Origin of the sequence: Mumia spirodelae (assembly GCF_050632745.1) — a bacterium.
In the GTDB taxonomy this organism is placed as follows: domain Bacteria; phylum Actinomycetota; class Actinomycetes; order Propionibacteriales; family Nocardioidaceae; genus Mumia.
The window spans coordinates 380,829-406,552 of sequence record NZ_JBODSD010000001.1; the positions used below are offsets into that span (position 1 = coordinate 380,829).

30 protein-coding genes are annotated in these 25,724 nt (G+C 71.3%); 20 read left to right on the forward strand and 10 right to left on the reverse strand.

What is annotated here, in order from left to right; all coding sequences use genetic code 11:
- Window positions 1-16: 16 nt before the first annotated feature.
- The 7 genes from ACQSSQ_RS01905 to ACQSSQ_RS01935 all read left to right on the forward strand — a co-directional run bounded on the left by ACQSSQ_RS01905 (window position 17) and on the right by ACQSSQ_RS01935 (window position 4,160).
- The gene (locus tag ACQSSQ_RS01905; RefSeq protein WP_431325338.1) at window positions 17-436 is read left to right on the forward strand and encodes a helix-turn-helix domain-containing protein; all 420 of its coding nucleotides are present in this window, start codon (window positions 17-19) and stop codon (window positions 434-436) included.
- A complete protein-coding gene (locus ACQSSQ_RS01910) occupies window positions 433-1,203 on the forward strand; it encodes a hypothetical protein (RefSeq protein ID WP_431325339.1) in 771 nt (256 codons plus the stop codon). Before ACQSSQ_RS01905 ends, ACQSSQ_RS01910 begins: the two co-directional genes overlap by 4 nt.
- A 61-nt stretch (window positions 1,204-1,264) precedes the next feature.
- The gene (locus ACQSSQ_RS01915; protein WP_431325340.1) at window positions 1,265-1,552 is read left to right on the forward strand and encodes a DUF2516 family protein; all 288 of its coding nucleotides are present in this window, start codon (window positions 1,265-1,267) and stop codon (window positions 1,550-1,552) included.
- Complete coding sequence (locus ACQSSQ_RS01920) at window positions 1,549-1,902, forward strand: YrdB family protein (protein WP_431325341.1); 354 nt, start codon at window positions 1,549-1,551, stop codon at window positions 1,900-1,902. Before ACQSSQ_RS01915 ends, ACQSSQ_RS01920 begins: the two co-directional genes overlap by 4 nt.
- A 67-nt stretch (window positions 1,903-1,969) precedes the next feature.
- The gene (locus tag ACQSSQ_RS01925; RefSeq protein WP_431325342.1) at window positions 1,970-2,599 is read left to right on the forward strand and encodes an alpha-ketoglutarate-dependent dioxygenase AlkB; all 630 of its coding nucleotides are present in this window, start codon (window positions 1,970-1,972) and stop codon (window positions 2,597-2,599) included.
- Between the two features lie 198 nt (window positions 2,600-2,797).
- Window positions 2,798-3,733: a hypothetical protein gene (locus ACQSSQ_RS01930; protein ID WP_431325343.1), complete on the forward strand. Its 936-nt coding sequence runs from the start codon at window positions 2,798-2,800 to the stop codon at window positions 3,731-3,733.
- Window positions 3,734-3,818: 85 nt separating this feature from the next.
- The gene (locus ACQSSQ_RS01935) at window positions 3,819-4,160 is read left to right on the forward strand and encodes a DUF2200 domain-containing protein (protein ID WP_431325344.1); all 342 of its coding nucleotides are present in this window, start codon (window positions 3,819-3,821) and stop codon (window positions 4,158-4,160) included.
- Between the two features lie 76 nt (window positions 4,161-4,236).
- On the opposite strand, the gene typA is transcribed toward ACQSSQ_RS01935, so the two are convergent.
- Window positions 4,237-6,111 carry a translational GTPase TypA gene (typA, locus tag ACQSSQ_RS01940; RefSeq protein ID WP_431325345.1) on the reverse strand — a complete coding sequence of 625 codons (1,875 nt, stop codon included), beginning with the start codon at window positions 6,109-6,111 and terminating at the stop codon, window positions 4,237-4,239.
- Window positions 6,112-6,350: 239 nt separating this feature from the next.
- On the opposite strand from typA, the gene ACQSSQ_RS01945 reads away from it, so the two are divergent.
- On the forward strand, window positions 6,351-7,931 hold the full coding sequence (locus ACQSSQ_RS01945; RefSeq protein ID WP_431325346.1) for a DHA2 family efflux MFS transporter permease subunit: 1,581 nt from the start codon (window positions 6,351-6,353) through the stop codon (window positions 7,929-7,931).
- Between the two features lie 75 nt (window positions 7,932-8,006).
- Here ACQSSQ_RS01945 and ACQSSQ_RS01950 read toward each other — a convergent pair whose 3' ends face one another.
- Together ACQSSQ_RS01950 and ACQSSQ_RS01955 are read right to left on the reverse strand one after the other, a co-directional pair.
- Window positions 8,007-8,765, reverse strand: coding sequence for an SDR family NAD(P)-dependent oxidoreductase (locus ACQSSQ_RS01950; RefSeq protein WP_431325347.1), 759 nt, complete (start codon window positions 8,763-8,765; stop codon window positions 8,007-8,009).
- A 34-nt stretch (window positions 8,766-8,799) separates the two neighbouring features.
- Window positions 8,800-9,939: an acyl-CoA dehydrogenase family protein gene (locus tag ACQSSQ_RS01955; RefSeq protein WP_431325348.1), complete on the reverse strand. Its 1,140-nt coding sequence runs from the start codon at window positions 9,937-9,939 to the stop codon at window positions 8,800-8,802.
- Window positions 9,940-10,018: 79 nt separating this feature from the next.
- Between ACQSSQ_RS01955 and ACQSSQ_RS01960 the strand changes: the two genes are divergently transcribed.
- A complete protein-coding gene (locus ACQSSQ_RS01960; RefSeq protein ID WP_431325349.1) occupies window positions 10,019-10,579 on the forward strand; it encodes a TetR/AcrR family transcriptional regulator in 561 nt (186 codons plus the stop codon).
- A gap of 11 nt (window positions 10,580-10,590) precedes the next feature.
- Here the strand turns inward: ACQSSQ_RS01960 and ACQSSQ_RS01965 are convergent, their stop codons facing one another.
- A complete protein-coding gene (locus ACQSSQ_RS01965; RefSeq protein WP_431325350.1) occupies window positions 10,591-11,349 on the reverse strand; it encodes an SDR family oxidoreductase in 759 nt (252 codons plus the stop codon).
- An 81-nt stretch (window positions 11,350-11,430) separates the two neighbouring features.
- On the opposite strand from ACQSSQ_RS01965, the gene mshA reads away from it, so the two are divergent.
- Both mshA and ACQSSQ_RS01975 read left to right on the forward strand, forming a co-directional pair.
- Window positions 11,431-12,702, forward strand: a complete 1,272-nt coding sequence (mshA, locus tag ACQSSQ_RS01970; RefSeq protein ID WP_431325351.1) for a D-inositol-3-phosphate glycosyltransferase — start codon at window positions 11,431-11,433, stop codon at window positions 12,700-12,702.
- Between the two features lie 19 nt (window positions 12,703-12,721).
- Window positions 12,722-13,255 (forward strand): type III secretion system chaperone family protein, encoded by a 534-nt coding sequence (locus tag ACQSSQ_RS01975; RefSeq protein ID WP_431325352.1) that lies wholly within the window; start codon window positions 12,722-12,724, stop codon window positions 13,253-13,255.
- An 11-nt stretch (window positions 13,256-13,266) separates the two neighbouring features.
- Here the strand turns inward: ACQSSQ_RS01975 and ACQSSQ_RS01980 are convergent, their stop codons facing one another.
- On the reverse strand, window positions 13,267-14,130 hold the full coding sequence (locus ACQSSQ_RS01980; protein ID WP_431325353.1) for a hypothetical protein: 864 nt from the start codon (window positions 14,128-14,130) through the stop codon (window positions 13,267-13,269).
- Window positions 14,131-14,325: 195 nt separating this feature from the next.
- On the opposite strand from ACQSSQ_RS01980, the gene ACQSSQ_RS01985 reads away from it, so the two are divergent.
- Together ACQSSQ_RS01985 and ACQSSQ_RS01990 are read left to right on the forward strand one after the other, a co-directional pair.
- On the forward strand, window positions 14,326-15,075 hold the full coding sequence (locus ACQSSQ_RS01985; RefSeq protein ID WP_431325354.1) for a phosphoglyceromutase: 750 nt from the start codon (window positions 14,326-14,328) through the stop codon (window positions 15,073-15,075).
- Between the two features lie 16 nt (window positions 15,076-15,091).
- A complete protein-coding gene (locus tag ACQSSQ_RS01990) occupies window positions 15,092-15,886 on the forward strand; it encodes a sulfite exporter TauE/SafE family protein (RefSeq protein ID WP_431326762.1) in 795 nt (264 codons plus the stop codon).
- Between the two features lie 33 nt (window positions 15,887-15,919).
- On the opposite strand, the gene phoU is transcribed toward ACQSSQ_RS01990, so the two are convergent.
- The gene (gene phoU, locus ACQSSQ_RS01995; protein WP_431325355.1) at window positions 15,920-16,567 is read right to left on the reverse strand and encodes a phosphate signaling complex protein PhoU; all 648 of its coding nucleotides are present in this window, start codon (window positions 16,565-16,567) and stop codon (window positions 15,920-15,922) included.
- Between the two features lie 132 nt (window positions 16,568-16,699).
- On the opposite strand from phoU, the gene ACQSSQ_RS02000 reads away from it, so the two are divergent.
- Genes ACQSSQ_RS02000 through ACQSSQ_RS02010 form a run of 3 tightly spaced genes read left to right on the forward strand, consistent with a single transcriptional unit; the run spans window position 16,700 to window position 19,445 of the window.
- Window positions 16,700-17,941, forward strand: coding sequence for a sensor histidine kinase (locus tag ACQSSQ_RS02000; protein WP_431325356.1), 1,242 nt, complete (start codon window positions 16,700-16,702; stop codon window positions 17,939-17,941).
- Window positions 17,938-18,618 (forward strand): response regulator, encoded by a 681-nt coding sequence (locus tag ACQSSQ_RS02005; protein WP_431325357.1) that lies wholly within the window; start codon window positions 17,938-17,940, stop codon window positions 18,616-18,618. The genes ACQSSQ_RS02000 and ACQSSQ_RS02005 overlap by 4 nt, the downstream gene beginning before the upstream one ends.
- Before the next feature lie 29 nt (window positions 18,619-18,647).
- A complete protein-coding gene (locus tag ACQSSQ_RS02010) occupies window positions 18,648-19,445 on the forward strand; it encodes a deoxyribonuclease IV (RefSeq protein ID WP_431325358.1) in 798 nt (265 codons plus the stop codon).
- Here the strand turns inward: ACQSSQ_RS02010 and ACQSSQ_RS02015 are convergent.
- On the reverse strand, window positions 19,439-20,011 hold the full coding sequence (locus ACQSSQ_RS02015; RefSeq protein ID WP_431325359.1) for a hypothetical protein: 573 nt from the start codon (window positions 20,009-20,011) through the stop codon (window positions 19,439-19,441). The two genes, ACQSSQ_RS02010 and ACQSSQ_RS02015, sit on opposite strands and share 7 nt — an antisense overlap.
- Before the next feature lie 221 nt (window positions 20,012-20,232).
- Here ACQSSQ_RS02015 and ACQSSQ_RS02020 point away from each other — a divergent pair, with 221 nt between their 5' ends.
- Both ACQSSQ_RS02020 and nirD read left to right on the forward strand, forming a co-directional pair.
- Entirely contained in the window at window positions 20,233-20,718 is a 486-nt protein-coding gene (locus ACQSSQ_RS02020) for a CarD family transcriptional regulator (RefSeq protein ID WP_139086947.1), read from the forward strand.
- A gap of 125 nt (window positions 20,719-20,843) precedes the next feature.
- Window positions 20,844-21,197, forward strand: a complete 354-nt coding sequence (nirD, locus tag ACQSSQ_RS02025) for a nitrite reductase small subunit NirD (RefSeq protein ID WP_431325360.1) — start codon at window positions 20,844-20,846, stop codon at window positions 21,195-21,197.
- Here nirD and ispF read toward each other — a convergent pair.
- The 3 genes from ispF to ACQSSQ_RS02040 are packed head-to-tail and all read right to left on the reverse strand — an operon-like array spanning window position 21,181 to window position 23,218.
- Complete coding sequence (gene ispF / locus ACQSSQ_RS02030; protein WP_431325361.1) at window positions 21,181-21,669, reverse strand: 2-C-methyl-D-erythritol 2,4-cyclodiphosphate synthase; 489 nt, start codon at window positions 21,667-21,669, stop codon at window positions 21,181-21,183. The two genes, nirD and ispF, sit on opposite strands and share 17 nt — an antisense overlap.
- A gap of 33 nt (window positions 21,670-21,702) precedes the next feature.
- The gene (locus ACQSSQ_RS02035; RefSeq protein ID WP_431325362.1) at window positions 21,703-21,921 is read right to left on the reverse strand and encodes a hypothetical protein; all 219 of its coding nucleotides are present in this window, start codon (window positions 21,919-21,921) and stop codon (window positions 21,703-21,705) included.
- Between the two features lie 49 nt (window positions 21,922-21,970).
- Window positions 21,971-23,218 carry a C39 family peptidase gene (locus tag ACQSSQ_RS02040; protein WP_431325363.1) on the reverse strand — a complete coding sequence of 416 codons (1,248 nt, stop codon included), beginning with the start codon at window positions 23,216-23,218 and terminating at the stop codon, window positions 21,971-21,973.
- Between the two features lie 46 nt (window positions 23,219-23,264).
- On the opposite strand from ACQSSQ_RS02040, the gene cysS reads away from it, so the two are divergent.
- Together cysS and rlmB are read left to right on the forward strand one after the other, a co-directional pair.
- Entirely contained in the window at window positions 23,265-24,722 is a 1,458-nt protein-coding gene (gene cysS, locus ACQSSQ_RS02045; RefSeq protein ID WP_431325364.1) for a cysteine--tRNA ligase, read from the forward strand.
- On the forward strand, window positions 24,722-25,663 hold the full coding sequence (rlmB, locus tag ACQSSQ_RS02050) for a 23S rRNA (guanosine(2251)-2'-O)-methyltransferase RlmB (protein ID WP_431325365.1): 942 nt from the start codon (window positions 24,722-24,724) through the stop codon (window positions 25,661-25,663). The genes cysS and rlmB overlap by 1 nt, the downstream gene beginning before the upstream one ends.
- Window positions 25,664-25,724 lie beyond the last annotated feature (61 nt).

The window sequence follows — 25,724 nt, forward strand, 5'->3', positions numbered from 1 at the left end:
CAAGCACCATGAAGGGGTGGCAAGGATCAGCGTCGGCAAGACCGTGGAGGACCTCGGTGGCTACCTGCGCGAGCAGCGTCGGCAGGCGCAGCTCTCGCTGAGGCAGCTCGCGGACCTCACCGGCGTCTCCAACCCGTACCTGAGCCAGATCGAGCGCGGCCTGCGCCGGCCGTCGGCCGAGGTCCTCCAGCAGATCGCGAAGGCGCTGCGGATCTCGGCGGAGTCGGTGTACGTGCAGGCTGGGCTGCTCGATCCCGACGACTCCGTGAGCGGCGGAGGCGTCGAGGCGGCGATCGCGGCCGATCCGCGTCTGGAGGAGCCGCAGCGCCGTGCGCTGCTCGAGATCTACCGCTCGTTCGTCGGCGAGGCGTCGAAGGCGTCGACCGCGCCGGCCGACCGGACCGACCGACCCGAGAACCAGGAGACCCCCTCATGAGCATCCACGAGTCCATCACCAAGACCGTCATGGGCCTCCCCGCCCAGGCGGCCGCCCTCGTCGGCCAGGCGCAGTCCGCCGCGACGCAGCTCGTCACCCAGCTCGCCGAGCTCGACCTCGACGAGCTGCAGAAGAAGCTCGAGTCCGACGCGAAGGCGCTGCCCGGCCAGGCCGGCGCGCTCTACGTCGACACCCTCAACCGGCTGAAGGACGTCGACGTCGAGGAGCTGTTCGACGACCTCGAGGACAAGATCGAGCACAAGCTCGAGGACATCGCCGAGGACATCAAGGAGCTCGTCGTCATGCTGGCGGCGGTCGCCCGCAACGCCGCGACCGACGTCGCGGCCGGGTCCCCGCTCGGCAAGCGCGGCACGTCGGACAAGGGCGGAGCCGAGAAGGCCTCGAAGTCGACCGTCACGACCGAGGCGCCGATGGCCTCGAAGGCGACCGACGTCCCGACCGCGGCCGCGGCGGCGAAGCGGACGACCGCGAAGAAGGCGCCGGCGGCGAAGAAGGCTGCTCCTGCCAAGAAGGCACCGGCTGCGAAGGCTCCGGCCAAGAAGGCAGCGGCGAAGAAGGCGGCGCCCGCCAAGAAGGCTCCGGCAGCGAAGAAGTCCGCCCCGGCCACGAAGGCGCCTGCGAAGAAGGCTCCGGCGGCGAAGAAGGCCGCGCCCGCGAAGGCGCCCGCCAAGAAGGCGACCCCGCCGGCGCAGCCCACCCCGCCGGCCGCACCGCCGGCCCCGGAGACGCCGTCGGACGCGAGCTGACCGCGGCGCGGGCCGCGTCGAGGTCTGCCGTCAGCGCCGCTGCTCGGGATACCCTCGGACCGTGTTCGATCTCTTTGCGGTCCAGAACCTCGTCGAGCTGATCATCACCATCCTGATGATCGCGGCGAAGGCGTTCGCCGTCGTCGACGCGGTCTCGCGCACGCCGCAGGCGTTCGTCGCGGCCGACAAGCAGACCAAGCCGTTCTGGGTCATCCTCCTGGGGCTGGCGCTGGTCGCGAACCTGTTGATCTGGCAGCCGATCAGCATCCTCAACCTGGCTGGGATCGTCGCGGCGCTCGTCTACCTCGCAGACGCGCGCCCGGCGCTCCAGCAGGTCAGCGGTCGGTGAGCGGGAGCGATCGCGCGCCTCAGACGGAGCGGGTCGGATTCCTCGACCTCCTCGCGTTCACCTGCGAGCTCGCGGCGCTCGTCCTCCTCGCCGTCTCCGGGTGGTCGCTCGGCGAGGGCGGATGGCGCGGCGCTGTGCTCGCGGTCGCGCTGGTCGCGCTCGCGGTGTGGTTCTGGGGCCGCTGGCTGGCTCCCCGGTCGTCGACCCGCGTCGGGATGCCGGCGCGGCTGCTGGTGAAGTCCGGGTTCTACCTCGTCGTCGGCGTGCTGGGCGCCCTCGCCGGCTTCCCGGTCTGGGCCGGGCTGCTCGTCCTGGTGGCGGTCACGGTCGCCTCCCTGCGCCGCGACTGACCGCGGCGGACACGCCGTACCGCACGTCCATCGAACACCTGTTCGACTCTCGGCGTACGATGGGTCCATGTCCGTGCAGTTCCAGGGGTCGCTCTTCGACTCCGCCGACGAGCCCACGCTGGGCCCGCTCGCGGGGCACGTGACGCGGCACGCGCTGGCGTACGGCGCGTGGGTCGACGTCCGTCCCCGCTGGGTCGACGGGGCCGACGACCTGTTCGCCCATCTCCACGACACCGTCGCGTGGCGCGCCGACGAGCGCGAGATGTACGAGCGGGTGGTGGCCGTCCCGCGTCTCCTCGCGTGGTTCGGCGAGCGGAGCGCGTGGCCGCACCCGGTCCTCGACGAGGGCCGCGAGATGCTGAGCGACCACTACGAGGTCGAGCTCGGCGAGCGGTTCGCGACGGCCGGGCTGTGCCTCTACCGCGACGGGCGCGACTCGGTGGCGTGGCACGGCGACCGGATCGGCCGCAGCCGCACCGAGGACACGATGGTCGCGATCCTCTCCCTCGGGTCCCCGCGGAGGCTCGCCCTGCGTCCACGGGGTGGCGGCACCTCGCTGTCGTTCACGCTCGGCTCGGGCGACCTGCTCGTGATGGGCGGCACGTGCCAGCGCACGTGGGAGCACGCGATCCCGAAGACGTCGAAGCCCGTCGGTCCCCGGATCAGCGTCCAGTTCCGTCCCCGCGGCGTCCTCTAGCCCCCCGCCCCGCGGGTCCCTGCACCTCCCGCATCCGCGCGTTGGTGCCTGCGTGGTCACGTCGGCGGCACGGGTGACCACGGAAGGACCAACGCGTACGCCGGTGGCGCGCGCGGCACGGTTGTCCCCAGCGAAGGCGGATCCACAGGGCGCCGGAGGTGATCTCCAAGGCGGGCGTCGGTCGGATGGGATGGGCACATGCCGGCGCCGCGACCGATCCCGCACGAGCTCAGGTGCGGGCCGTTCACCGTCGCGGAGGCTGACGCGCTCGGGGTCTCCGCGACGATGCTCAGCGGCAAGCGGTTCGTCCGCCTGTTCCCGAGGGTCTGGGTCAGCGCCGCGTACGAGATGTCGGAGCGGGACCGGGTGAGGGGTGCGCAGCTCTCCCTTCCGGATGGCGCACAGCCGAGTCACAGCACACGGCTGCGCCTCCTCGGGTACGACGACGTTGCGGAGCTCCCGTACCACTTCGTGATCGACCGCGACCAGAAGATCGTCAGCGACGACATCCGGCTCCACCGGACGATCCTGATGCCGCCGACCGACACGGACGGTGTGACACCGGCGGCCGCGTTCGTCCAGTGCTGCGAGACCATGCGACTGATCGACCTGGTCAAGATGGGTGACTGGCTCCTGCACGAGCGTCACGCCACCCTCGAGGAGATCGGGCAGATCCTCGTGGAGGAGTCGTGGCGACCGGGGGCCTCGCAGTGCGAGACGGTCCTCCCGCTGCTCGACGGTCGCTCCCGCTCGCCGAAGGAGAGCGAGGTGCGCGCGATCCTGAGCGTCGTCGGTCTGCCGCTCCCGGAGGTGAACGTCGACCTCGTGGTCGACGGGCGGTGGCTGGGTTGCGTCGACCTGCTCTATCTCCGGTGGCTGTACGTGGTCGAGTACGAGGGGCGGCAGCACGCGCTCGACACGGCGCAGTTCAACGGGGACATCGGACGCTACGGCCGGTTCCGGCGCAACGACGTCGCCTACCTGCAGGTGACCCAGGAGGTGCTTGCCCGCCCGCGCGCTCTGGTGAGTGCGGTGCACGCGGACCTGGTCGCGCGCGGGTACGACGGGCCGCCGCCGGTGTTCGGACGCGACTATCGCGCCTTGTTCCGCAAGATCCGCTCCCGCCGCCCGTAGCGTCGGTGCGCCTGTGGTCACGAGCGCGCCACGGGTGACCACGCAGCGACCGACGCGGGGGCGGAGTGGGCGTACGCTCGCGAGCATGAGCCGCGTCTTCACGATCAGCTTCGCCTCCGTCTACCCGCTGTACGTGACGAAGGTGGAGAAGAAGGGGCGTACGAAGGCCGAGCTCGATCAGGTCATCGAGTGGCTCACCGGATTCGACGACGCGGAGCTGAAGGGCCACCTCGAGGAAGGCACGACGTTCGAGGACTTCTTCGCCGCCGCGCGGCTCAACCCGAACGCGCCGCTGATCAAGGGCGTCGTGTGCGGCGTCCGCGTCGAGGACATCGAGGACCCGTTGATGCAGAAGATCCGCTACCTGGACAAGCTCGTCGACGAGCTCGCCAAGGGGAAGGCGATGGAGAAGGTCCTCCGCGCATAGCCCACCCTCGCCGCACGTCGGTGCCTGAGTGGTCACCCGGGACCGGCGGGTGACCACTCAGCGACCAACGTGGGGGTCAGCCCTTGGGGCCGCGGCGCTTCGAGCGCGCCCGCTCGCCCGCGTCCAGGATCACCTTGCGGATCCTGACCGCCGACGGCGTCACCTCGACGCACTCGTCCTCGCGGCAGAACTCCAGGCTCTGCTCGAGCGACAGCTTCTTCGGCGGGATCAGCTTCTCGAAGTTGTCCGCGGTGGAGGAGCGGACGTTGGTCTGCTTCTTCTCCTTGGTGATGTTGACGTCCATGTCGTCGTCGCGGCTGTTCTCGCCGACGATCATGCCCTCGTACACCTCGGTCGTGGGCTCGACGAACATCACGCCGCGCTCCTGCAGGCTCGTCATCGCGTACGACGACGCAGCACCCGCGCGGTCGGCGACCAGCGAGCCGGTCGGACGCGTCGAGATCTCGCCCAGCCACGGCTCGTACCCCTCGAAGACGTGGTGCGCGATGCCGGTGCCGCGGGTGTCGGTGAGGAACTCGGTCCGGAACCCGATCAGGCCGCGCGCCGGGACCAGGAACTCCATGCGCACCCAGCCGGTGCCGTGGTTGGTCATCTGCTCCATGCGGCCCTTGCGGACGGCGAGCAGCTGCGTGACCGTGCCGAGGTAGTCCTCGGGGCAGTCGATCGTGAGCCGCTCGACGGGCTCGTGGACCTTGCCGTCGACGATGCGCGTGACGACCTCGGGCTTGCCGACGGTGAGCTCGTAGCCCTCACGACGCATCTGCTCGACGAGGATCGCCAGCGCGAGCTCGCCACGGCCCTGGACCTCCCACGCGTCCGGACGCTCGGTCGGCAGGACCTTGATCGAGACGTTGCCGACCAGCTCGCGCTCGAGGCGGTCCTTGACGAGACGGGCGGTGACCTTCGTGCCCTTCTCGCGCCCCGCCAGCGGCGAGGTGTTGGTGCCGATGGTCATCGAGATCGCCGGCTCGTCGACCTGGATCAGGGGGAGCGGCTGCGGGTTCTCGGGGTCCGCGAGCGTCTCGCCGATCATGATCTCGGGGATGCCGGCGACGGCGACGATGTCGCCCGGGTTGGCCTCGTCGGCGGGGACCCGCTCGAGCGCCTCCGTGCGCAGGAGCTCGGTGATCTTGACGCGCTCGACCGAGCCGTCGCGCTTGCACCACGCGACCTGGGCGCCCTTGCGCAGCGTGCCCTCGTGGACGCGGATCAGGGCGAGGCGGCCGAGGAACGGCGACGCGTCGAGGTTGGTGACGTGGGCCTGGAGCGGCGCGTCCTCGGTGTAGGTCGGGGCCGGGACGGTGTCGAGGATGGTCTGAAACAGCGGGACCAGGTCCTCGCTGTCCGGCAGGCCGCCGTCGGCCGGCTGCTCCAGCGACGCACGACCCGCCTTCGCCGACGCGTACACGACCGGGAAGTCCAGCGCGTCGGTGTCGGTGGCGTCGTCGAGCAGGTCCATGAACAGCTCGTAGGTCTCCTCGACGACCTCGCTGATCCGGGCGTCCGGGCGGTCGACCTTGTTGACGACGAGGACGACCGGCATCTTGGCGTGCAGCGCCTTGCGCAGGACGAAGCGCGTCTGGGGCAGCGGGCCCTCGGACGCGTCGACGAGCAGCACGACCCCGTCGACCATCGACAGGCCCCGCTCGACCTCGCCGCCGAAGTCGGCGTGGCCGGGGGTGTCGATGATGTTGATCGTGACGCCGCCGTCGGGGGCGCCCGGGCCCGCGTACTCGACCGCGGTGTTCTTGGCGAGGATCGTGATGCCCTTCTCGCGCTCGAGGTCACCGGAGTCCATCGCGCGCTCGGCGAGCTGGTGGTGCTCGTCGAAGCTGCCCTGCTGCTGCAGCATGGCGTCGACGAGGGTGGTCTTGCCGTGGTCGACGTGCGCGACGATCGCGACGTTGCGGAGGTCGGAGCGAGTGGGCATGCGAGACGTGCTGTCCTTGCGTGGGAGAGAGCGCCGGACGGTACGCACGGCGCAGAGCGTCTCCCATCGTACCGAGAAGGCGTCTACCGGCATGTCCTCCGGCCGGGTGTGACCTCCGTCTCCCCCGAATTTGTGTTCGCTGTCCGCAAATTGCGGTGACTTCTGTCGGTGCCCGGGGTCACTGTGGAAGGACGACACCAGGGGGGTGCCGGATTCCGTCACGGAAGGCGATGTCGCGTATGGCTGACACGCAGAGCTCGACCCAGCAGCAGCCGGAGTACCCGGAGAACATCGACGCCGCGGTTCTCAAGATCGCTGGGGTGGTCATCCTCGGGGTGATCATGTCGATCCTCGACATCACGGTGGTCAACGTCGCGCTGCCGACGTTCCAGGAGGAGTTCGGGTCCGCCACCGACCCGCTGGCCTACTCGCACGTCGCGTGGACGGTCACCGCCTACACGCTCGCCCTGGCCACGGTCATCCCCCTGACCGGCTGGGCCGCCGACCGGTTCGGCACCAAACGGCTCTTCATCGCAGCGATCGGGCTGTTCACCGCCGGATCGGTCCTCTGCGCCGCGGCGCAGGACATCAACCAGCTCATCGCGTTCCGTGTCCTGCAGGGGCTCGGCGGCGGCATGATCATGCCGCTCGGCATGACGATCATGACCCGCGCCGCCGGTCCGAACCGGATGGGCCGGCTCATGGCGATCCTCGGCATCCCGATGCTGCTCGGCCCGATCCTGGGCCCGATCATCGGCGGCTGGCTGATCGAGAACGCGAGCTGGCACTGGATCTTCCTCATCAACCTCCCGATCGGCATCGCCACCGTCGTCTACGCGTTCTTCGCGCTCCCCGGCGACCGCCCGGAGCCGTCGGAGTCGTTCGACTTCCTCGGGATGCTGCTGCTGTCGCCCGGACTCGCGCTGTTCCTGTTCGGTGTCTCGTCGATCCCGGAGAAGGGCACCGTCGCCGACCCCCGCGTCTGGGTCTCGATGCTGGCCGGCGCGCTCCTCATGCTCGCGTTCGTGTGGCACTCGTTCCGTCCGGAGCACCCGCTCCTGGATCTTCGCCTGTTCCGCAACCGCAACCTGACGATCTCCGTGATCGTCATGTTCCTCTTCGTCGCCGCGTTCTTCGGCAGCCTGCTGCTGGTGCCGACCTACTTCCAGCAGGTCCGGGGCGAGTCGACGCTCAACGCCGGTCTGCTGGTCGCCCCGCAGGGCATCGGTGCGATGGTGACGATGCCGATCGCAGGACGTCTGGTCGACCGGATCCCGGTGGGCCGGATCGTGCCCTTCGGCTTCCTCGGCATCCTCGTCGGCATGTTCCCGCTCACGCAGATCACGTCGGAGACCGACTACTGGGTGATCGTCGTGTCGCTGTTCGTCATGGGGCTCGGCATGGGCGCGACGATGATGCCGATGTTCACCACGGCGCTCAAGACGCTGACGCACCACGAGGTCGCGCGCGGGACGACGCTGATCAACATCAACCAGCAGATCGCCAGCTCGGTCGGCGTCGCGGTGATGTCGGTGCTGCTGACCAACTGGCTGCCGCCGCAGCGCATCTGGTACGCCGTGGTCGGGGCCTGGGACAACCCGCAGATCGTCGGTCAGATCGGGGGGCAGGGCGTGGTCGACGCGCTGCTGGCCGATGCCGGTGACGCGTTCGCCCAGACCTTCTGGGTCGCCTGGGTGCTCATGCTGCTCACGCTCATCCCGGTGGCGTTCCTGCCGCGCAAGAGCGAGCCCGCGCACCTGCTCGACGCGGAGGGTGCGACGGGGCCGGCCGAGGCGCCCGCGCCGCCGCCCCCGCACTGAGCCTGCTCAGGAAGGACGATGCGTTCCGGCCCGTGGGTGGCCGGAACGCATCGCCTACGTGAGAGGCAGGTGCCGTCAGCGCGGCGCCATCCGGAGGGCGCCGTCCATCCGGATGACCTCGCCGTTGAGGTAGTCGTGCTCGACGATCATCGTGACGAGGTCGGCGAACTCCGACGGCCGGGCGAGCCGCTGCGGGAACGGGACCCCCGCCGCGAGCCCGGCGCGGAACTCGTCCGAGACCGTCGCGAGCATCGGCGTGTCGACGATCCCGGGCGCGATGGTGCAGACCCGGATCCCGTACTGTGCGAGGTCGCGTGCCGCCGGAAGCGTGAGGCCGACGATGCCGCCCTTCGACGACGCGTACGCGGCCTGGCCGACCTGACCGTCGTACGCCGCGATCGACGCGGTGTTGACGATCACGCCGCGCTGCCCGTCGGCATCGGCCTCGGTCTGCGCGATCGCCTCGGCGGCGAGCGTCATCACGTTGAACGAACCGATGAGGTTGACCTGGACGACCTTGGCGTAGAGGTCGAGGTCGTGGGGGCCGCGCTTGGACAGGATGCGTGCCGACGGGCCGATGCCGGCGCAGCTGACGACCGTACGCAGCGGGGCGCCGCCCGAGGTGGCGGCCGTGACGGCGTTGCGTACCGAGGCGGGATCGGTCACGTCGGTCTCGACGTAGGTGACGCCGGCGACGTCGTCGGCCCGCTCGATCGCCCCGGCGAGGTCGAGGGCGTACACGCTCGCGCCCCGCGCGGCGAGGGCGGCGGCCGTGGCGGCGCCGAGTCCGGAGGCACCTCCGGTGACGAGGGCGGCGGTGTTGGCGAGGTCCATGGTTCTCCTGTCCTACGGGGAGGTGTCGAGCCGGTCAGCGGGCGAGCCCGCGGCTGATGACCAGGCGCTGGATCTGGTTGGTCCCCTCGAAGATCTGCATGACCTTCACCTCGCGCATGTAGCGCTCGACGGGGAAGTCCTTGGTGTAGCCGGCGCCGCCGAGCACCTGGACGGCGTCGGTGGTCACCTTCATCGCGTTGTCGGTCGCGACGAGCTTGGCGATCGACGCCTGCCGGCTGAACGGGCGGCCGGCGTCCTTGAGCCGCGCGGCGGCCAGGTACGTCGCACGCGCCGACTCCACGGCGGCAGCCATGTCGGCGAGGAGGAACGCGAGGCCCTGGTGCTCGATGATCGGCTTCCCGAACGTCTCGCGGTCCTTGGCGTACGCCAGCGCGACGTCGAGCGCGCCCTGGGCGACCCCGGTCGCGACGGCCGCGATCCCGAGCCGGCCGGAGTCGAGCCCGGCCAGCGCGATCGGCAGACCTTGACCCTCGTCCCCGAGCCGCCGCTCGGCCGGCACGCGGACGCCGTCGAAGAGCATCGTCGCGGTGGTCGAGCCCATGAGGCCCATCTTGTCCTCGGGGTTGTCCACCGTGAGCCCGGGTGTGTCCGCCGGGACGAGGAAGCACGAGATCCCGCGCCCGCCCTCCGCGGTCCGCGCCATCACCTTGTAGAAGTCGGCCTCGCCGCCGTGGGTGGTCCACGCCTTCGCGCCGTCGATGACGTACTCGTCGCCGTGCCGCACCGCGCGGGTCCGCATCGCGGCCGGGTCGGAGCCGGCGTGCGCCTCCGACAAGCAGTAGGCGCCGAGCGTCTCGCCGCCGAGCATGTCGGGGAGCCACTGCTGCTTCTGCTCCTCGGTGCCCGCGGTGAACAGGCCGAAGCACGAGAGCGCGTGCACACTCGTCCCGACGCCGACCGAGGCCCAGGCGGTCGCGATCTCCTCGACGACCTGCAGGTAGACCTCGTACGGCTGGCCGCCACCGCCGTACTCCTCGGGGTACGGCAGGCCCAGCAGGCCGGCGCGGCCGAGGGTCCGGAACACCTCGCGGGGGAACGTGGCGGTGCGCTCGGCCTCGTCCACGCGGGGACGCAGCTCCTTGTCCACGATTGCGCGGGTGAGCGCGATCAGGTCCTCGGACTCCTCGTTCGGCATCAGTCGCTCGACGGGCATGGCACCTCTCTCGGGTTCGCATCACAGGCGGCGCGTATCACGAACAGTACTCCAGAACCGATCCTGGTACTGTCCGGGTATGCCGGTGCGACGGGGAGAGCTCATGGACGAGCTGATCTCCCTCTACCTCGACGAGGGTTTCCTCGCGTTCGGCATCGGCGACCTCGCGGCCCGGCTCCGTTGCTCGCGCTCGACCCTGTACGCGATCGCGCCGAGCAAGGAGCAGATCGTCACCGCCGCCGTACGCGCGTTCTTCCGCGGGGCGACCGAGCGCGTCGAGGCGCGCCTGGAGAGGGAGGCCGACCCTGCCGCGCGCCTTCACGCGTACCTCGAGGCGATCTCCGAGGAGCTCGCGCCGGCGTCACCCGCCTTCTTCGCCGATCTCGACGCCTTCGAGCCGGCGCGGGAGGTCTACCGCCGCAACACCGAGTGGGCCGCCCGGCGGGTGCGCCAGCTGGTGACCGCGCTCGAGGGCCGCGACGGGTCGGTCGACCCCGGGTTCGTGGGTGTCGTGGCCGCGCAGGTCATGCAGGCGATCCAGCGCGGTGAGATCGAGGCCGCGAGCGGGCTCGACGACGCAGCGGCGTACCACCAGCTCGCCCAGCTCCTCGTCGCCGGCGTCGGCGGACGGGCGGCCTAGCGCCTCGCTCCTCAGCCGCGCGCGACCTTCCACGGCGCCGCCTGCGCGATCGGCTTGATCACCATCAGGTCGATGTTCACGTGCTGCGGCCGCGTCACCATCCACGCGATCGCGTCGGCCACGTCGTCGGCGCTCAACGGCTCCGCGACACCGGCGTACACCGCGTCGGCACGCTCCTGGTCGCCCCCGAAGCGGACGAGCGAGAACTCGTCGGTGCGCACCATCCCCGGCGCGATCTCGGTGACGCGGACCGGCTCCCCGTTGAGCTCGAGACGCAGCGTCTCGGTGATCATCGCGACGCCGTGCTTCGCGGCGGTGTAGCCCGCGCCGCCCTCGTACGTGAGGTGGCCGGCGATCGAGCCGACGTTGAGCACCGTCGCCGCGCCGCTGGCGCGCAGCGCCGGGAGCAGGGCCTTGGTGACGCGCAGCGTGCCGATGACGTTCGAGTCGTACATCTGCTGCCATGCCTCGGGGTCGGTCTGCTCGATCGGCTCCTGGCCGACGGCGCCGCCGGCGTTGTTCACGAGGACGGCCAGCTCGGGGCCGACGGCGGCGGCGAGGGCGTCCACGGAGGCCTGGTCGGTGACGTCGCAGACGACCGCCGTGCCGCCGATCTCCGCGGCGAGCGCCTCGATCCGGTCGGCCCTGCGCGCGGCGCAGACCACGTGGAACCCGTCGGCGGCCAGGCGGCGCGCGGTGGCGGCGCCGATGCCGCTGCTCGCTCCGGTGACGACGGCGGTACGACGGGTGGTGGCGGTGTTCTCCTGCATGAGGCAGATGCTGTCACGGGTGCGCCCGGCGGGCCCACGTGGACCCGGGGACGCCCTGAACGGCCTGCCTAGGATGGAGAGGTGACCTCCCCCGACGTGCGCCGCATCGCCATGCTCTCCGCGCACACGTCGCCGCTCGAGCAGCCCGGCAACGGGGACGCGGGCGGGATGAACGTGTACGTGCTGGAGCTCGCGCGCCGGCTCGCAGCGCGGTCCGTCGAGGTCGAGATCTTCACCCGCGCGACGTCGTCCGAGCAGCCGCCGCTCGTCGAGGCGCTCCCCGGCGTGACCGTGCGCCACGTGCCGGCGGGCCCGTTCGAGGGTCTGGGCAAGGAGGACCTTCCCGCCCAGATGTGCACCTTCGTCCGCGACGTCCTGCGCGCGGAGGCGACCCGGCCTCTCGGCTGGTTCGACGCGGTCCACTCCCACTACTGGCTGTCGGGTCAGGTCGGCCAGGTCGCCGCAGACCGCTGGGGAGTCCCGCTCGTCCACTCCATGCACACGATGGCGAAGGTCAAGAACGCGCACCTGGCCGCCGGCGACGCCGCCGAGCCCGCGGGGCGCGTCGCGGGCGAGGAGCAGCTGGTCGCGTCCGCGGACCGCCTCATCGCGAACACCGCCGACGAGGCCGCCCAGCTCGTCGACCTGTACGCCGCCGACCCGGCGCGCGTCGACGTGGTCCACCCCGGTGTGGACCTGGACCGCTTCCGCCCCGCGGACCGGACGGCGGCGCGGGCGACGCTCGGGCTGCCGCAGGACGCCGACGTGATCCTCTTCGCCGGACGCATCCAGCCGCTCAAGGCGCCCGACGTGGTCCTCGAGGCCGCCGCGCACCTGATGGCGCGCGGACGTCGCGACCGCACGGTCGTCGCCGTGGTCGGGGGTCCGTCCGGGAGCGGCCTCGACAAGCCGACGGCGCTGCTGGAGCTCGCCGGCGCCCTCGGCATCTCCGACCGCGTGCGGTTCGTCCCGCCGGTCGCGCAGGACCGCCTCGCCCTCTGGTACGCGGCCGCGTCGATCGTCTGCGTCCCGTCGTACAACGAGTCGTTCGGCCTCGTCGCCCTGGAGGCCCAGGCCTGCGGTACGCCGGTGGTGGCCGCGAAGGTCGGCGGCCTGACGACGGCGGTCCACGACGGGGTGACCGGGATGCTGGTCGACGGGCATGATCCCGTCGACTACGCCGCCGCGTTCGCGCAGGTCCTCGACCAGCCGGGCCTCCACGCGTCGATGCAGGACGCGGCCGTGCACCACGCCGCGCGCTTCGGATGGGACGCGACGGCCGAGCGTACGCTCGCCGTGTACGAGGAGTCGGTCGCCGCGGTGCGGCTGTTCCCGACCGCCGTGGGTCAGTAGCCAGCCGAAAGGGGAGGCCGTGGAGGGTCGTACGGATCGCGAGGAGGAGAGCGCGCCGTGGGCGGCCGCCGCCACGATCAGGAGCGCGCTCGCCGTCGCCGAGCTCGAGCACGTCGAGTTCCGGCCGGGCGTCTTCGAGGTGACGATCCCCGGCACCCGCAAGCTCCAGACCACCTGCCGCCTCGAGGTCGGTGAGCACGCGCTCGGCATCCATGCCTTCGTCGCCCGTCGCCCGGACGAGAACCACGAGGCCGTCTACCGGTGGCTGCTGGAGCGCAACCTGCGGATGTACGCCGTGGCGTTCGCGGTCGACAGCGCGGGCGACATCTATCTCGACGGACGGATGCCGCTGCACGCGGTCACCGAGGACGAGGTCGACCGGATCATCGGGTCGGTCCTGACCTATGCCGACGACTCCTTCAACACGATTCTCGAGCTCGGGTTCGCCAGCTCCATCCGCAAGGAGTGGGAGTGGCGGCTCTCGCGCGGGGAGTCGACCCGCAACCTGGAGGCGTTCCGGCACCTCCTCGACAAGGAGTCAACGCAGGGTTGACGGACGACGCGTCAGCTCTTCCACTCGTACCGCCAATAGCTGACGGCGACCCGACGGAGCCGCACCGGCTCGTAGCCCGTGTAGACGAACCTGAAGCGCACCGTGCCGTTCGGCCGGATCCATGACTCCCGAAGGTGGACGCCCTTCCGCTTGTTGCTGTAGCTGGAGAAGATGCCGACCCGGACGACGCGTCCATTGGGCTTGACCACCTCGAGGCCCACGTTGGGAGGGTCCCACGCGCCGCGCACCTGCAGCTCCACGGCGCCGACCTTGACGTGGGCAGGGACACGCGTCGAATGGAGGGTCTTGACCACGGGACCGCTCGGGCGGGTCGGCCAGCTCCGGAACCGCAGCGACGTGCCGACGAGCCGCGCCCGTCCCTCCCTCCGCGTCACGGTGCGCCGGTACGACTCCTTGGCCGTGGTCACGACGGTCCGCCGGACCAGCTCACGGCGGGCGCGGGACAGTACGAAGGGAGTGGACACCGCCACCCGCTCACCGGTGCCAGCCCTGGTCAATTCTGCCCGGTAGGTGCCGCCGGGCGCCGGCAACCCGGTGCCATTCACCGCGTGGTATCTGCCATCCCAGGTGATCCCTGGCGTCGTCGCGTCGACCGCCCAGGTTGTGATGCCCAGCGGCTGCCCGTCCGACGCGAGGATCCGGAGGTAGAGATCGCCCTCGGTGGCTTCTCCTGCGACCCACCGCAGGGTGATCCGCATGACGTGGGCGACGCCTGGCTCGTCGTCGTCGGGGTAGAAGACGGTCGTCGACGGGGTGATCGTCGCGCCCGGCTCGTCGCCGTCGGCAGGGAACTGCACTGTCCCGACGACCATCATCATGACAAGCGACGCGGCAAGTCCGATCCGACTCAGCACAGGGAGACGTCCTACGGCAAGGGGCACCGTGTGCTGCCCGGCGATTGGGGTCCTCAGCGTTGAGCAAGCGCCGCCCCCCTGTCAAGGGCTCACCGCATCCGCGCTCGGGTCGCCGCGGGGCGCAGGATCACACCCGTCGTCTCGCCCACAAGGTCGTCCGCCGACGGCGGAATCGGCGTCGCTAGGCTGAGACGCATGAGCGCCTACACCCTCATCCTGCTGCGCCACGGCGAGAGCGAGTGGAACCAGAAGAACCTCTTCACCGGGTGGGTCGACGTCGACCTCACCGAGAAGGGGGAGGCAGAGGCCCGTGCCGCGGCGCCGCTGCTCGCCGAGGCAGGTCTGCTCCCCGACGTGGTGCACACCTCGCTGCTGCGTCGCGCGATCCGCACCGCGCAGATCACGCTCGACGGGGTCGACCGCCACTGGATCCCGGTACGACGGTCGTGGCGCCTCAACGAGCGCCACTACGGCGCGCTCCAGGGCAAGGACAAGAAGGCCACGCTGGAGGAGTTCGGCGAGGAGCAGTTCATGCAGTGGCGCCGCTCGTACGACGTGCCGCCGCCGCCGCTGGACGAGGAGTCGGAGTTCAGCCAGTTCCACGACGTCCGCTACGCCGACCTGCCGCCGGAGGAGCGCCCGCGCACCGAGGCGCTCGCCAACGTGCTCGTCCGCTTCCTGCCGTACTGGTACGACGCGATCGTCCCGGACCTGCGGGTCGGCCGCACCGTGCTGGTCGCGGCCCACGGCAACTCGCTCCGTGCCCTGGTGAAGCACCTCGACGACATGTCCGAGGAGGCGGTCGTCGGCCTCAACATCCCGACCGGGATGCCGCTGCTCTACGAGCTCGACGAGGACATGCGCCCGACCACCAAGGGCGGTCGCTACCTCGACCCGGAGGCCGCCAGCGCTGCTGCGGCGGCCGTCGCGAACCAGGGGCGCTGACCTGTCCGTCGTGGAGATGGCGCTGGTCCTCCTCGCGGGGGTCGGCGCCGGCGTCATCAACACCATCGTCGGGTCGGGGACGCTGATCACCTTCCCGACGCTGGTGGCCTTCGGCGTCCCGCCGGTCACCGCCACCATGAGCAACGCGGTGGGCCTCGTCCCGGGCAACGTCACCGGCTCGTTCGGCTACCGCCGGGAGCTCGCCGGGCAGGGGTTCCTCGTCAAGCGGCTCCTGCCGGCGTCGCTGCTCGGTTCGCTCGTCGGCGCGTACCTGCTGCTGCACCTGCCCGAGGACACGTTCATCGCGGTGGTGCCGGTGCTGCTGGTGCTCGCGCTGATCCTGGTGGTGGTGCAGCCACCGCTGCAGAAGTGGCTCAAGGCCCGTCGCGAGGCGTCGGGCGCGGACGCCGTCACGCTCGACACGATGAGCACGCCGCGAACCGCCGCCGTGCTGGTGACGGTGTTCCTGAGCGGGATCTACGGCGGCTACTTCGCCGCCGCGCAGGGGATCCTGCTCATGGGCGTCCTCGGCCTGCTCGTCCCGCTGGCACTCCAGCGGATGAACGCGCTCAAGAACGTGCTCGTGCTCGCCGTCAACGTGGTGTCGGCGACGACGTACATCGTGGTGGCGACGTGGGGCGGCGGGACGCACCCGCTCGACTGGACCGCGGTCGGGCTGGTCGCCGCCGGCTCGCTGGTCGGTGGCGTGATCGGCGCCGGCATCGGGAGGCGGCTGCCACCCCTGCTCCTGCGGGCCTGCATCGTGGTGCTCGGTCTCGTGGCGCTCTACACCATCCTCGGGATGGGCTGAGCGCGGTCGTACGCCGATGGGCGCCGCCGGCGGTCAGGCCTGAGGCACCTCGCCCGTGACCTGGTAGACCACGCGCCGTGCGATCGACACCGCGTGGTCGCCGGTCCGCTCGTAGTAGCGGGCGAGCAGGGCGATGTCGACCGCCGCCTCGATCCCTCCGGTCCAGCTCTCGCCGAGGAGCCGGTGGAACATCGTCCGGTAGAGGCCGTCCATCTCGTCGTCGGCGGCCAGGAGCGCGGCCGCGGCATCGAGGTCGTGGGTCCCGAGCACGATCGCGACGGACTCGAGCATCCCGCCGGCGACCCGGGCCATCTCCGCGACGAGCGGGCGCGCCTCGTCCGGGACGGCCGGGTCGGGCATGCGCATCCGGGCGAGCTTCGCGACGTGGACGGCGAGGTCGCCGATCCGTTCGAGGTCGCCGGCGATCCGCAGGCCGGCGACGACGCGCCGTAGGTCGGTGGCCACCGGCTGCTGGGTGGCGAGCAGGGAGATCGCGTCGTTCTCGCACGACTCGCGGGCGGCGTCGATCACCGCGTCGCCGCTGATGACCAGCTCCGCGGCGCCGAGGTCGCCGTCGAGGAGCGCCGCGCTGGCACGGGCCAGCGAGAACCGCACCGCCGTGGTCATCGCCACGAGGTCGGCGTCGAGCGCATCCAGCCGGTCGTCGTAGAACTCACGCATGGTCCGAGCCTAGGGAAGGTGGGTGAACCGCTGCCGACCTGCGGTGAACGGGCGGTGAACTCTGAGGGAATGGCGCCCTCGCCGAGGCCTGCGAACCCGGGCGTTCCGGGACCACCTGCGTACGATCGAGGTGTGGATCCGAACATCGCGTTCGCGTTCGGCGCCGCGGTCGGCCTCCTGATGGGGACGGCCGTGGTGTGGGCGTGGCGCTACAGCGAGCGGCAGCAGGAGAGCATCCCGGACCGTCCCGAGCCCGAGGTACCCCCGGGCGCCGAGGCGGTCCTCTCCGTGCTGCGCTCCTCCGCCGTGATCGTCGACGCGGCGGACCGCGTCGTCAAGGCGTCGGCCCCGGCGCACGCGATGGGTCTGCTGCAGGACACTCGGCTCGAGCACGAGATGCTCCGCGACATGGTGCGCCTGGTGCGCCGCGACGGGCAGGTGCGCGAGGAGGAGCTCGCGCTGGGACTCGGCCGTGGACGGCAGCGCCACGTGCTCGTCCGCGTCGCGCCGCTGACCTCCCGGCTCGTGCTGGTGCTCGTGGAGGACCGGACCTCCGAGCGTCGGGTGGAGATGATCCGCCGGGACTTCGTCGCCAACGTGAGCCACGAGCTCAAGACCCCGGTCGGCGCGCTCAACCTGCTCGCGGAGGCCGTCGGCGAGGCGCGCGACGACCCGGAGGCGGTCGTCCGGTTCAGCGGACGGATGAAGCGCGAGGGAGCCCGGCTCACACGGCTCGTCCAGCAGATCATCGAGCTGTCCCGGCTCCAGGGCGACGCGCTGGTCGAGGACCCGTACGAGGTCGACGTCACCGGCCTGGTCGCGACGGCCGCCGAGCGCAACGCCGTCGACGCCGAGGCGCGGGGGATCGAGGTCGCGACGCGGTGCGACGACGACCTGTACGTCGTCGGTGACGGCGAGCAGCTGCTGCAGGCGGTCAACAACCTGGTCGAGAACGCCATCGCGTACTCCGACGAGGGCACCAGCGTGACCGTCGACGCCCATCGTGTCGACGACGAGGTCCGGATCGCCGTGCGAGACCAGGGCGTCGGCATCGCCCAGGCGGAGATCGAGCGGATCTTCGAGCGGTTCTACCGCGTCGACCCGGCGAGGGCGCGCAGCACCGGTGGCACGGGCCTCGGCCTCTCCATCGTCAAGCACGTCGCCGCCAGCCACGCCGGCACCGTCGAGGTGTGGAGCGAGCCCGGCCAGGGATCCTCGTTCACGCTCGTCCTGCCGGCCGCCGCGCGCACCCGCGACCTCGACGACACGCCGGGCGACGGCGGCGAGCCCGCGGAGCCGGTCGCGTCCCCGTCGGCGCCGGCCCGGCGTCGTACCCCCCTACCCCCGTCGTCCGTCCAGGAGGCCCGACCGTGACCCGTGTGCTCGTCGTCGAGGACGAGGAGAGCTACATCGACGCGCTCTCGTACGTCCTGCGCAAGGAAGGCTTCGAGGTGGCCGTCGCCACCGACGGCCACGCCGCGCTCGAGGAGTTCGACCGCAGCGGGGCCGACATCGTCCTCCTCGACCTCATGCTCCCCGGCATCAGCGGGACCGAGGTGTGCCGCAAGCTCCGGGCCTCGTCCTCGGTGCCGGTCATCATGGTGAGCGCCAAGGACTCCGAGGTCGACAAGGTGGTCGGTCTCGAGCTGGGCGCGGACGACTACGTCACCAAGCCCTACAGCCCGCGCGAGCTGGTCGCCCGGATCCGGGCCGTGCTGCGTCGCGGCGCCGACCACGGGGGCGGCGACGACGCCGCGCTCGAGGTGGGGCGCGTCCGGATGGACGTCGACCGCCACGTCGTGACCGTCGACGGCGACGAGGTCCGGCTGCCGCTGAAGGAGTTCGAGCTGCTGGAGCTCTTCCTGCGCAACGTCGGGCGCGTCCTGACCCGGGGCCAGCTCATCGACCGCGTGTGGGGCTCGGACTACGTCGGCGACACCAAGACGCTCGACGTCCACGTGAAGCGGCTGCGGGCCAAGATCGAGCCCGACCCGTCGAGGCCGTCGACGCTCGTCACCGTTCGTGGTCTGGGCTACAAGTACGACGCGTAGCCGTCGGTGGCGGGCCCTAGGCTGGCCGCATGAAGACCCGAATCGGGACCCACGTCGACCAGGAGCACCCCTTCGACGACGTCGAGCGCGTCGGCGCTGACGTCGCTCAGATCTTCCTCGGCGACCCCCAGAGCTGGAAGTGGCCGAAGTACGCGTACGCCGGCGGTGCGGACGGGCTGCGCGACGACGCCGCGGCCCGCGACCTCCCGCTGTACGTGCACGCGCCCTACCTCCTCAATGTCGCGAGCCTCAACAACCGGGTCCGCATCCCCAGCCGCAAGCTCGTCCAGAACGCGGTCGACGGAGCGGCGGCGATCGGGGCCAAGGGAGTGATCCTGCACGGCGGCTACGTCGACTCCGAGGGAGATCTCGACAAGGGCTTCGACAACTGGCGCAAGGCCGTCGAGGCGATCGACGCCAAGGTGCCGGTCCTGCTGGAGAACACCGCCGGCGGCGACTACTCCATGGCACGCCGGTTCGAGCGGATCGAGCGCACGTGGGAGGCGATCCAGGCCGGCGGAGCCGGCGACTCGTGGGGGTTCTGCCTCGACACCTGCCACGCGTGGGCCGGGGGCATCCCGCTCGAGGGCGTCGTCGACCGGATCAAGAGCGTGACCGGGCGGATCGACCTCGTGCACTGCAACAACAGCCGCGACGCCTTCGACTCCGGCGCGGACCGCCACGCTCACCTGACGGAGGGGACGATCCCGCCGGAGCTGCTCGTGGAGGTCGTGCGGTCAGCGGGTGCTCCGGTGATCATCGAGACGCACGCCGACGACAAGACCGTCGACGACATCGCGTGGCTCCGGGAGCAGCTGGGTCAGTGACCCTCGTCCGCGGCTTCGTCCGCGGTCTCGTCCTCGCCCGCGACGCCGGCGTCGGCCTCGTCCGTCGCCGGCGCGGTGGCCTCCGGCTGCGCCACGCTGGCGTACATCGGCGTCCGGCTCACGATCGGCAGCTGCAGGTCGACGTCGCCGGCGTTGGCGAACGTGAACGTGATGGCGAGGAACTGGCCCGCGAACAGCTCCTGCCCGGCGATCACGGCCTGGGGCTTGGTGCCGAGGGTCTCGAGGCGGCGGATCGGCACGGCGACCGGACCGTCGAAGGTGACCTCGACCGGGGTGCCGGCGAGGGTGCTCACCTCGACACCCGTGAGGCGGTCGGACTGCAGGACCTGGTTGACCAGGCCGGCCGACAGCGTCGCCGAGCCGTCGTCGTTCTTCACGAAGAGCGCGTTGAGCACCTCGACGTCGCCCGAGCGGTTGTTGGTCCCGACGCCGGCCTGGTAGACGGCGTTGGTCTGCGCCTTGAAGCCGGTGCCGCATCCTGCGAGGAGGACGGCGAGCGCGCCGACGACGACGGCGACGAGAGCACGGCGGGAGCGAGTGAGCACAGCCCGACCCTTTCTTTCCAACGAGCGCAGTGGCGCGAGACGACGTCCAACAGCGTATCCGCGGACCGTCGGACGCGTGCGACGAGGTCGCCCGAGCGCCCGCGACTGCCACTCGCGGATCACTTTGTCAAGTCACGATTCGGCCTCTGACCTGCATAAACGATCCGGTGGCCCTTTGGCGGCCGTGTTATCCTGGTCACCTAAGAAAGGGCTATGGACATATGACTTTCACTGTTGGCGAAACGGTTGTCTACCCCAATCACGGTGCGGCGGTCATCGAGGACATCGAGGTCCGCACGATCAAGGGCGAGGAACGTCAGTACCTCGTGCTGCGCATCGTCGCCCAGAACGATCTCGTCGTACGGGTGCCCGCGTGCAACCTTGACCTGGTCGGTGTGCGCGACGTGGTGGACAAGGATGGGCTGGACCGGGTCTTCGGTGTGCTGCGGGCCGAGCACGCGGAGGAGCCGACCAACTGGTCGCGTCGCTACAAGGCAAATCTCGAGAAGCTCCACTCCGGCGACGTCATGAAGGTGGCGGAGGTCGTCCGCGACCTGTGGCGCCGTGAGCGGGACCGCGGACTGTCAGCGGGAGAGAAGCGGATGCTGGCGAAGGCGCGCCAGATCCTCGTCTCCGAGCTGGCGCTCGCCGAGAACACCAACGAGGACAAGGCTGAGACGCTGCTCGACGAGGTGCTGGCGTCCTGACCTAGAGGCACGACGACGAAGCCGCCCCCGTGATCACGGGGGCGGCTTCGTCGTCGCCGGGCTTTGTTATCCCGGCTGTTTCCTCCCGTAATCGGGACGAAACGCGCGGTGCCTAGCGTCGCGGCATGGCGACGTCGAGCGGGGTGGCGACCTGGGTCAAGGTGTGTGACGCCGGCGAGCTCGTGGTCGGCATCGGTGTCTCCGCCCTCGTCCGCGGCAAGCAGGTCGCCCTGTTCAAGACCGGGGAACGCGAGCTGCACGCGGTGGGCAACCGCGACCCGTACTCCGGCACGCAGACGATGGCCCGCGGCCTCGTGGTCCAGCGCGACGGCCAGACGCTCCTCGCCGCGCCGACGGGGCGCGAGCTCTTCGACTTCGAGACCGGCCAGTGCGTCGACGACCCGATGACCAAGATCGCGACCTATCCGGTCCGCGTCGTCAACGGCTTCGTCGAGGTGTGCATCATTGTGCGGGGATGATCAGCGCGGTCGCGATCGCCGCAGCGCCCTCTCCGCGGCCGGTGAGCCCGAGTCCGTCGGTGGTTGTCCCGGACACCGTCACAGGAGCCCCGACGGCGTCGGACAGCACCGCCTGCGCCTCCTCACGACGCGTCCCGACCTTGGGGCGGTTGCCGACGAGCTGGACCGCGACGTTGCCGATCGTGAAGCCGGCCGCGCGGACCCGCCGGGCGGTCTCGGTCAGGAACGACGTCCCCGACGCACCCGACCACGCGGGGTCCGCGGTGCCGTAGTTGCTGCCCAGGTCGCCGAGCCCCGCAGCGGACAGGAGCGCATCGCAGATCGCGTGCGCGACCACGTCGGCGTCGGAGTGCCCGGCGAGACCGGCAGGCTCGTCCGGCCACAGCAGACCGGCGCACCACATCGGCCGGCCGGGTTCGTAGGCGTGGACATCGGTGCCGGTGCCGACACGGGGGATCGGGGAAGGGCCCATGCCCTCATCATCGCGCGGGCGGGCGGCGACCGGTCAGTCGCCTGCGAGGACCTCGGCGGCGGAGACCGCGCCGTGGCGGTCCTGGATGACGTCGGCGAGCCGGCGGACCTCGTCCTCGCTGAGATCCACGCCGACCTCGTCGGCGCCGTGCCGGAGCTCGTCCTCGACGGTGCCCTCGGTGGCCCCGTCCTGCCACGAGGTCACGCGGTCGACGACGGCCTGGATCGCGGTGAGCCTGTCCTGATCAGTCATGCCGGCCCGTTACCCACCGTTGCCGACGGCATGCTCGAGCCGTCCGTCGTCACCAGCGGTGGCCGGGAAGCTGCGGCAGCGCCTTGCCGGTGCGGATCACGTACGCCGTCCCCCCGCCGCCGCGGATCCACGCCCGCTCGAGCTCGGCCCGACGGTAGACACGGCGCACCGTGGAGGGCTTCGAGGCGGCCGGGTCGTTGACGATCACGTTGCCGGCGGCGGTGAAGCCCCGGACCACCAGCAGGTGGCCGGCGGTCGAGCGGATGGGAGCGCCCGTGAGCTGCCCACGGCCGAAGCGGATCGACACCACCAGCGGGATGCCGGCCTTGACGAACGCCTCAGCGTCGCGCAGCGAGGCGAGCCGGGCTACGAACGCGTCGGTGCCGCGGGTGCCGGCGTACGCGGTGTTGAAGCCCCAGTTGCCGGTGCCGCCGTAGCGGACGTCGTACGTCCGGCGGGCACCGTGGACGACGTAGCGCTGCTTGATGCCCCGGCGCACCCACGCGTACTGCGCCTTCGTCGGTCCCTTGCCGAGGCTGCGCAGGACCATCGTGGTCGACGTGGGGGAGCACCACGCGGCGCCGCCACCGTCGTACTGGGGGTACTGGCCGCGGTGGATCATCTGCGAGTAGCGGGGCACGGCGATCTCGACCGTGCGTGTCATGGAGGTGGCCGAGACCGGCCGGGCGCTGCGGGCGCCGACGGATGCGACCGCGCCCACCGACAGCAGCCGCGGGGCGGCCTTCGACCCGACGGGGCGGAGCAGGGTGACCCGCACCTGCCAGGCCGCGATGCGGTTGCTGCCGTTCGCCCGGATCGTGTCGGTGACCACGCGGGCGACGTCGTCGCTCTGGGCCGCGCCAGAGCTGCGGCGCACGACCCGCTCGGTCTCCGCCCAGCGTGCGAGCGTGTCCCAGCTGCCGGTGCGCCCGCTCGTCGTCCGGACGCGGACCGAGACCACCAGCGCGGACCTGCCGGGCGTACGGGCGTTCCAGGAGGGCACCACCTCGTCGGCGCCGAAGCCCGTCGAGGACCAGGCGGACGTCCAGCGTGCCTTCTCGTACGCGCGCCCCGCGACCTTGGTCCGCCCGGCCGCGCGCACGAAGCGGACCGTGCCGCCGCTGACGGCCGTGCCCGCCTCCGAGCCGGTGGCGAGCTGCGCCGTGCTGCTCCAGCGCTGGGAGGCGATCCGCGGCGTGGCGGCCGCAGCCGGCGGCGCGAGAGCGGTGGTGACGAGACCGGCGCCTGCGAGCGCACAGACGAGGGCGAGCGTGGGACGAGCCGTGCGGTCGCGCATTGATCGATGCTAAGTCGGATCCCGCGGAGCCACTACTCTGGTCAGCGTGACCGTGCGCCTCTACGACTCTGCGACGATGCAGACTCACCCCCTCGTGCCCCTCGTCGACGGACGGGTGGGCATCTATCACTGTGGGCTCACGGTCCAGGGCCCGCCGCACCTCGGTCACATCCGCAAGGAAGTCGTCTTCGACGTCCTGCGTCGCTGGCTGACCCACGAGGGCCTCGACGTCACGCTGGTCGCCAACGTCACCGACATCGACGACAAGGTGCTGGCCAAGGGCGAGGAGCAGGGGAGGCCGTGGTGGGCGGTGGCGTACGCGAACGAGCGCGCGCTGCACGCGGCGTACGACGTGCTCGGCTGCCTGCCGCCGACGTACGAGCCGCGGGCGACCGGGCACGTCCCCGAGATCCTCGAGCTCGTCGCGACGCTGATCGACCGCGGGCACGCCTACGTCGCACCGGACGGGTCGGGCGACGTCTACTTCGACGTGCGGTCGTGGTCGGACTACGGCGAGCTGTCGCACCAGAAGGTCGACGACATGCGCGACGCCGAGGACGCCGACCCGCGCGGCAAGCGCGACCCGCGCGACTTCGCGCTGTGGAAGGGCCACAAGCCCGAGGAGCCCGAGTCCGCGTCGTGGCCCTCTCCGTGGGGTCGCGGCCGCCCCGGGTGGCACATCGAGTGCTCCGCGATGGCCACGAAGTACCTGGGCACCGAGTTCGACATCCACGGCGGCGGGATCGACCTGCGCTTCCCGCACCACGAGAACGAGCTCGCCCAGGCGCGCGCGGCCGGGATGCCGTTCGCGCGGTCCTGGATGCACAACCAGCTCGTGCGCATCGGCGGCGAGAAGATGAGCAAGTCCGTCGGCAACTCGCTGCTGGTGAGCGAGGTGGTCAAGCGGTTCCGGCCGGTCGACGTCCGCTACTACCTGGTGGCGGCGCACTACCGCTCGGTCATCGACTACACCGAGGAGTCGCTGGCCGAGGCAGCGACGGCGTACCAGCGGATCGAGGGCTTCGTCCGGCGCGCCACGGAGGCCACCGGTGCGAGCACCGACCTCGTGGAGCTCGGCGGTGCGGTGACGCCCGGCTTCGCGGCCGCGATGGACGACGACCTGGCGGTGCCCGCAGCGCTCGCCCAGGTGCAGGAGCTCGTCCGCGACGGCAACAAGCAGCTGGCCGCCGGCGAGGAGCAGCGCTACGCCCTGGTGAGCACGCTCTCGGCGGTACGGCGCATGCTGGACGTGCTGGGACTCGATCCGTACGCGCCCCAGTGGGCCGGTGGCGGAGACGGTGCCGGCGCCGAGCACGCCGCGCTCGGGACGCTCGTCGACGCGCTGCTGGAGCAGCGGACGACCGCCCGGGCCGAGAAGGACTTCGTCACCGCGGACCGCGTCCGCGACCAGCTGAAGGCAGCTGGGGTCGAGGTCGAGGACACCCCCGCAGGACCACGGTGGTCCGTCGGCGGGGACGACGCAAGCAAGGGACGAGACACCTGATGGCCGGCAACAGCCAGCGCCGCGGCGCGATCAACAAGAGCAAGAAGGGTGCGTCGGTCGGGACCGGCGGCCACCGCCGTCGCGGACTCGAGGGCAAGGGACCGACGCCGAAGGCGGAGGAGCGCCCGAACCACAAGAAGTACAAGATGGCGCGCGCGGCGGAGAAGCGTCGTCCGCCCGCCCCCCGTAAGCGCGGCGACGACAGCGAGTGGGCAGCGGGCCGCAACTCGGTGCTCGAGCTGCTGCGCGCCGACGTGCCCGTCGGGACGCTCTACATCGCCGAGGGCATCGACCGCGACGACCGCGTCACGGAGATCCTGGCGATCGCGGTCGAGAAGCGGCTGTCGATCCTCGAGGCGAGCAAGGCCGAGCTCGACCGGTTCACCGACCGCGCCGTGCACCAGGGCGTCGCGGCCAAGCTGCCGCCGTACGAGTACGCGCACCCCGACGACCTGCTCGTCGCCGCGCAGGACGCGGGCCAGGTCCCGCTGATCGTCGTCGTCGACAGCGTCACTGACCCGCGCAACCTCGGGGCGATCGTCCGCAGCGCCTCCGGCTTCGGGGCGCACGGCGTCGTGATCCCCGAGCGGCGGGCCGCGGGCATGACCGCGTCGGCGTGGAAGACGTCCGCCGGGGCTGCGGCGCGGGTGCCCGTCGCCCGTGCGACGAACCTCACGCGCCAGCTGAAGGCGTACGCGGAGCAGGGCCTCATGATCGCCGGCCTCGCCGCCGACGGGGACGTCTCGCTGCCGGACCTCGACCTCGCCGACGGGCCGCTCGTGCTCGTAGTCGGCAGCGAGGGCAAGGGTCTGTCGCGGCTCGTCGCCGAGACGTGCGACGTGCTCGTGTCGATCCCCATGGCCTCCACGCTGGAGTCGCTGAACGCGGGAGTCGCGGCCGGCATCGCGCTCTACGCGATCGACCAGCGCCGCCAGGGTTAGGCGCGTCACGCCGCTCGGGCTCCTCGCGATCTTCGGATCGGCCGCGGTCGTCCTAGATTGG

Coding starts and splice junctions, on each gene's coding strand:
- ACQSSQ_RS01955 (WP_431325348.1), bottom strand. CDS start 9,939: ATGCCCGTCGAGCGACTGATGCCGAACGAGGAGTCCGAGGACCTGATC.
- ACQSSQ_RS01945 (WP_431325346.1), top strand. CDS start 6,351: ATGGCTGACACGCAGAGCTCGACCCAGCAGCAGCCGGAGTACCCGGAG.
- ACQSSQ_RS01925 (WP_431325342.1), top strand. CDS start 1,970: ATGTCCGTGCAGTTCCAGGGGTCGCTCTTCGACTCCGCCGACGAGCCC.
- ACQSSQ_RS01950 (WP_431325347.1), bottom strand. CDS start 8,765: ATGGACCTCGCCAACACCGCCGCCCTCGTCACCGGAGGTGCCTCCGGA.
- typA (WP_431325345.1), bottom strand. CDS start 6,111: ATGCCCACTCGCTCCGACCTCCGCAACGTCGCGATCGTCGCGCACGTC.
- rlmB (WP_431325365.1), top strand. CDS start 24,722: ATGGCCGGCAACAGCCAGCGCCGCGGCGCGATCAACAAGAGCAAGAAG.
- ACQSSQ_RS02020 (WP_139086947.1), top strand. CDS start 20,233: ATGACTTTCACTGTTGGCGAAACGGTTGTCTACCCCAATCACGGTGCG.
- ACQSSQ_RS01965 (WP_431325350.1), bottom strand. CDS start 11,349: ATGCAGGAGAACACCGCCACCACCCGTCGTACCGCCGTCGTCACCGGA.
- ACQSSQ_RS01985 (WP_431325354.1), top strand. CDS start 14,326: ATGAGCGCCTACACCCTCATCCTGCTGCGCCACGGCGAGAGCGAGTGG.
- ACQSSQ_RS01930 (WP_431325343.1), top strand. CDS start 2,798: ATGCCGGCGCCGCGACCGATCCCGCACGAGCTCAGGTGCGGGCCGTTC.
- nirD (WP_431325360.1), top strand. CDS start 20,844: ATGGCGACGTCGAGCGGGGTGGCGACCTGGGTCAAGGTGTGTGACGCC.
- ACQSSQ_RS02035 (WP_431325362.1), bottom strand. CDS start 21,921: ATGACTGATCAGGACAGGCTCACCGCGATCCAGGCCGTCGTCGACCGC.
- ACQSSQ_RS02010 (WP_431325358.1), top strand. CDS start 18,648: ATGAAGACCCGAATCGGGACCCACGTCGACCAGGAGCACCCCTTCGAC.
- ACQSSQ_RS02040 (WP_431325363.1), bottom strand. CDS start 23,218: ATGCGCGACCGCACGGCTCGTCCCACGCTCGCCCTCGTCTGTGCGCTC.
- ACQSSQ_RS01990 (WP_431326762.1), top strand. CDS start 15,092: ATGGCGCTGGTCCTCCTCGCGGGGGTCGGCGCCGGCGTCATCAACACC.
- phoU (WP_431325355.1), bottom strand. CDS start 16,567: ATGCGTGAGTTCTACGACGACCGGCTGGATGCGCTCGACGCCGACCTC.
- ACQSSQ_RS01935 (WP_431325344.1), top strand. CDS start 3,819: ATGAGCCGCGTCTTCACGATCAGCTTCGCCTCCGTCTACCCGCTGTAC.
- ACQSSQ_RS01960 (WP_431325349.1), top strand. CDS start 10,019: ATGCCGGTGCGACGGGGAGAGCTCATGGACGAGCTGATCTCCCTCTAC.
- ispF (WP_431325361.1), bottom strand. CDS start 21,669: ATGGGCCCTTCCCCGATCCCCCGTGTCGGCACCGGCACCGATGTCCAC.
- ACQSSQ_RS01910 (WP_431325339.1), top strand. CDS start 433: ATGAGCATCCACGAGTCCATCACCAAGACCGTCATGGGCCTCCCCGCC.